We start from the raw sequence: 3,082 nt of genomic DNA on the forward strand, positions 1-3,082 counted from the left end.
GGGGGGGGGTCGGGGGGGGGGGGGTGCATCGGGGGGGCGGCGTGCTTTACCCCGCCCGGGATCCCCCCCCCGGGGGGGGGCCGCCCCCCCCCCCGCCCCCCCCCCCCCGGGCCGGGATCAGGCCGGAGTTCAGGCCAGAGCTGAGACCTGAGCTCAGGCCAGCCGCAGCACCAGCTTGCCGGTGTTCTCCCCGCGGAAGAGCATCCCGAGGACGGTCGGGAAGTCGTCCACCGTCCCCTCCACCACGTGCTCCTTGACCTTGATCCGGCCGTCCGCGATCCAGCCCGCGAGCTCCCGGGCCGCCTCCGGGTAGCGGGGCGCGTAGTCGAACACCACGAAGCCCTCCATCCGGGCCCGCCGCACCAGCAGTGACAGGTAGTTGGACGGGCCCTGCACGGCGGTCTCGTTGTTGTACTGGCTGATCGCCCCGCAGAGCACCACCCGGGCGTGCATCGCGAGCCGGGTGAGCGCGGCGTCCAGGACGTCCCCGCCGACGTTGTCGAAGTACACGTCGATGCCGTCGGGCGCGTGGTCGCGCAGCGCCTTGCGGAGGTCCTCGGAGTGGTAGTCGATCGCCGCGTCGAAGCCCAGTTCCCCGGTGAGCAGCGCGCACTTCTCGGGGCCGCCCGCGATGCCGACCACCCGGCAGCCCTTGATCCTGGCGATCTGCCCGACCAGGCTGCCGACGGCCCCGGCGGCGCCGGAGACCACCACGGTCTCGCCCTCCTTGAGCGCCCCGACGTCCAGCAGCCCGAAGTAGGCGGTCATCCCGGGCAGGCCGAGCGCGCCGAGGTACGTCGACAGCGGCGCGAGCGCGGGGTCGACCTTCAGTGCGCCCTTGCCGTCCGAGACCACGTACTCCTGGACGCCGAAGCTGCCGACCACGTGGTCGCCGACGCGGAACTTCGGGTGGTCGGACTCGACGACCTCGACCACGGACCCGGCCCGCATCACCTCGCCCAGCCCGACCGGCGGCAGGTAGGACGGCCGGTCGTCCAGCCACCCGCGCATCGCCGGGTCCAGCGACACGTACCGCGTCCGCCCCACGAACTGCCCGGGCCCGGCCGCCCCCACCGGCTCCGACCCGTGTGCCCAGTCCTCCGCCCGCACCTCCCCGACCGGCCGACGGGCGAGGCGGATCTGACGGTTGGTCGCGGTCATGACGTCTCCTGGGGGCGCGCGCGGGCCTGCACTGGAGGCCCGAGTCTAAGCAAGCGCTTAGTCATCTGACCAGTGCCCGCCCGGCGCGTCGACGTCAGCGGCCTGGCCGGTAGTAGGCGTCGAGGGGTGCGCGCGCCTCGTCGAACAGGGCCGGGCCGTCCTGGGCCACCGTCGGCCAGGCGCCCGACTGCGGGTTGAGCTCGACGAGTTGCTCGGTGGAGAGCGCGAAGACCACCCGGCCGAGGCCGGAGCGGACGATGCCGCCGGCGCACATGCCGCAGGGCTGGCAGCTGGTGTAGAGGGTGGTGCGGGCGGCCAGGTCCGGGTCGAGTTCGCGGGCCGCCCAACGGGCGAGCTTCAGCTCCGGGTGGGCCGTGATGTCGTCGTCGCGCCGCACCGTGTTGTGCGCCTCGGCGAGGATCGCGCCGTCCGGGCCGGCCAGCAGGGAGCCGTACGGTGCGTCGCCCAGGGCGACCGCCCGGGCCGCGAGGGCGACGGCGCGCCGCAGGAGGGTTTCGTCGGCCGGGGTGATCACGATCGGTCCTTCCAGTGGGTGGCCACGGTGGTGAGCGCCTGCCAGGCCGTGCGGGGCCGACGGGTCTCCTCCGGATCGCCGTGGTAGGGGTCGAGGACGACGGTGTCCGCGCCGAGCAGCCGCAGCTGGTCGAGGTCGTCGAGGACCTGCTCGACGGTGCCTACCCCGGCGGGCCGCTCGGGATCGTCGACCGGCGCCTCGGTGATCCGCAGGGCGATGCGGGGGGAGAACCCCGGCAGCGAGTGCTCCGCCAGGATGGAGCGCATCAGGGGCAGGGGGAGCCGCAGCGGGTGCCAGGCATCGCCGAACCTGACCGCGCGCCGGATCGCCGCCTCGCTGTGGCCGCCGACCCAGACGGGCGTCGGGGCGGCGTGGCCCCCCGTCCCCATCTCCGCCCCCGGAGTCTCCGGACGCCAGGCGTCCCGCAGCACGCCCAGGTACTCGTCGGTCAGCCGGCCGCGCGCGGCGAACGGCACGCCGAGCGCGTCGAACTCCTGCCGCGCCCAGCCGACGCCCACCCCGAGGACGAACCGGCCGCCGCTGAGCCGGCTGAGGTTGGCGGCCAGCCGGGCCGTCAGCAGCGGGTGCCGATAGGGCAGGATCAGCACGCTCGTGCCCAGCCGCAGGTCCGTGGTGAGACCGGCCAGCCAGGACAGCGTGGTGAACGGCTCGTAGAACGGCTCCGGGTACCGCACGGCCACGTCCGGGGTGATGGTCACATGGTCCGACAGCATGAGGAGGTCGAAGCCGAGCCCCTCCGAGGTCCGCGCCCATTCGCGCAGCACGCCGGGGTCCGTCCCGGGCCCGAAGTTCGGTACGTTGACGCCAAGTTGCATGGACCGAGGCTATCCCGGTGATCATGGCCGACGGAACCGAACCATCCCGGTGATCATCGCTCTCCGCCGTGGTTCTGCCGGTAGAATCGCAAAATGGCCGTGAATCTCGACGACGTCGACTGGCAGATCATCGGACAGCTGCAACGGGAGGCCCGGATCTCCCTCAGCGAGCTGGGGCGGCGGGTGAACCTCAGCTCGTCCGCCACCACGGAACGGGTGCGGAACCTGGAGACGCTGGGCGTCATCACCGGCTACCACGCCGTGGTCGACCTGGCCAAGGTCGGCTACCCCGTGCTCGCCGTCGTCCGGCTGAAGTACCCGGGCAACCGGCACGAGCCGCTGCGCCGGCTGCTCGCCGAGCGGCGGGAGCTCCTGGAGTGCCTGCGCACCACCGGCGACGACTGCTACACCCTCAAGGTCGCCGCGACCTCCATGGAGCATCTGGAGAGGGGGGGGGGGTGGCGTGGGGGGGGGTGGCGCGCCCCAACCACCCGAGGGGGGAGACCAACGCTAGCCCCCCCCCGCCCCCCCACCCGCCCGGCCCCCCCCC

General features: G+C 73.7%; 4 protein-coding genes. 1 reads left to right on the top strand and 3 read right to left on the bottom strand.

The annotated features are described in order from the left end of the window. Positions 1 to 153: 153 nt before the first annotated feature. The 3 genes from ACFV61_RS26535 to ACFV61_RS26545 form a co-directional block, all read right to left on the bottom strand. Positions 154 to 1,161 carry an NADP-dependent oxidoreductase gene (locus tag ACFV61_RS26535; RefSeq protein WP_380494275.1) on the bottom strand — a complete coding sequence of 336 codons (1,008 nt, stop codon included), beginning with the start codon at positions 1,159 to 1,161 and terminating at the stop codon, positions 154 to 156. A gap of 94 nt (positions 1,162 to 1,255) precedes the next feature. Continuing rightward, a complete protein-coding gene (locus ACFV61_RS26540) occupies positions 1,256 to 1,696 on the bottom strand; it encodes a nucleoside deaminase (protein WP_063345918.1) in 441 nt (146 codons plus the stop codon). After that, positions 1,693 to 2,532, bottom strand: coding sequence for a TIGR03619 family F420-dependent LLM class oxidoreductase (locus ACFV61_RS26545; protein WP_380494276.1), 840 nt, complete (start codon positions 2,530 to 2,532; stop codon positions 1,693 to 1,695). Before ACFV61_RS26545 ends, ACFV61_RS26540 begins: the two co-directional genes overlap by 4 nt. Positions 2,533 to 2,625: 93 nt before the next feature. Between ACFV61_RS26545 and ACFV61_RS26550 the strand changes: the two genes are divergently transcribed. Then, positions 2,626 to 3,082: Lrp/AsnC family transcriptional regulator (locus tag ACFV61_RS26550; protein WP_380494278.1), on the top strand; the 457-nt coding region annotated here is incomplete at its 3' end.

This window comes from Kitasatospora sp. NPDC059817 (assembly GCF_042731835.1).
Lineage (GTDB): Bacteria > Actinomycetota > Actinomycetes > Streptomycetales > Streptomycetaceae > Kitasatospora.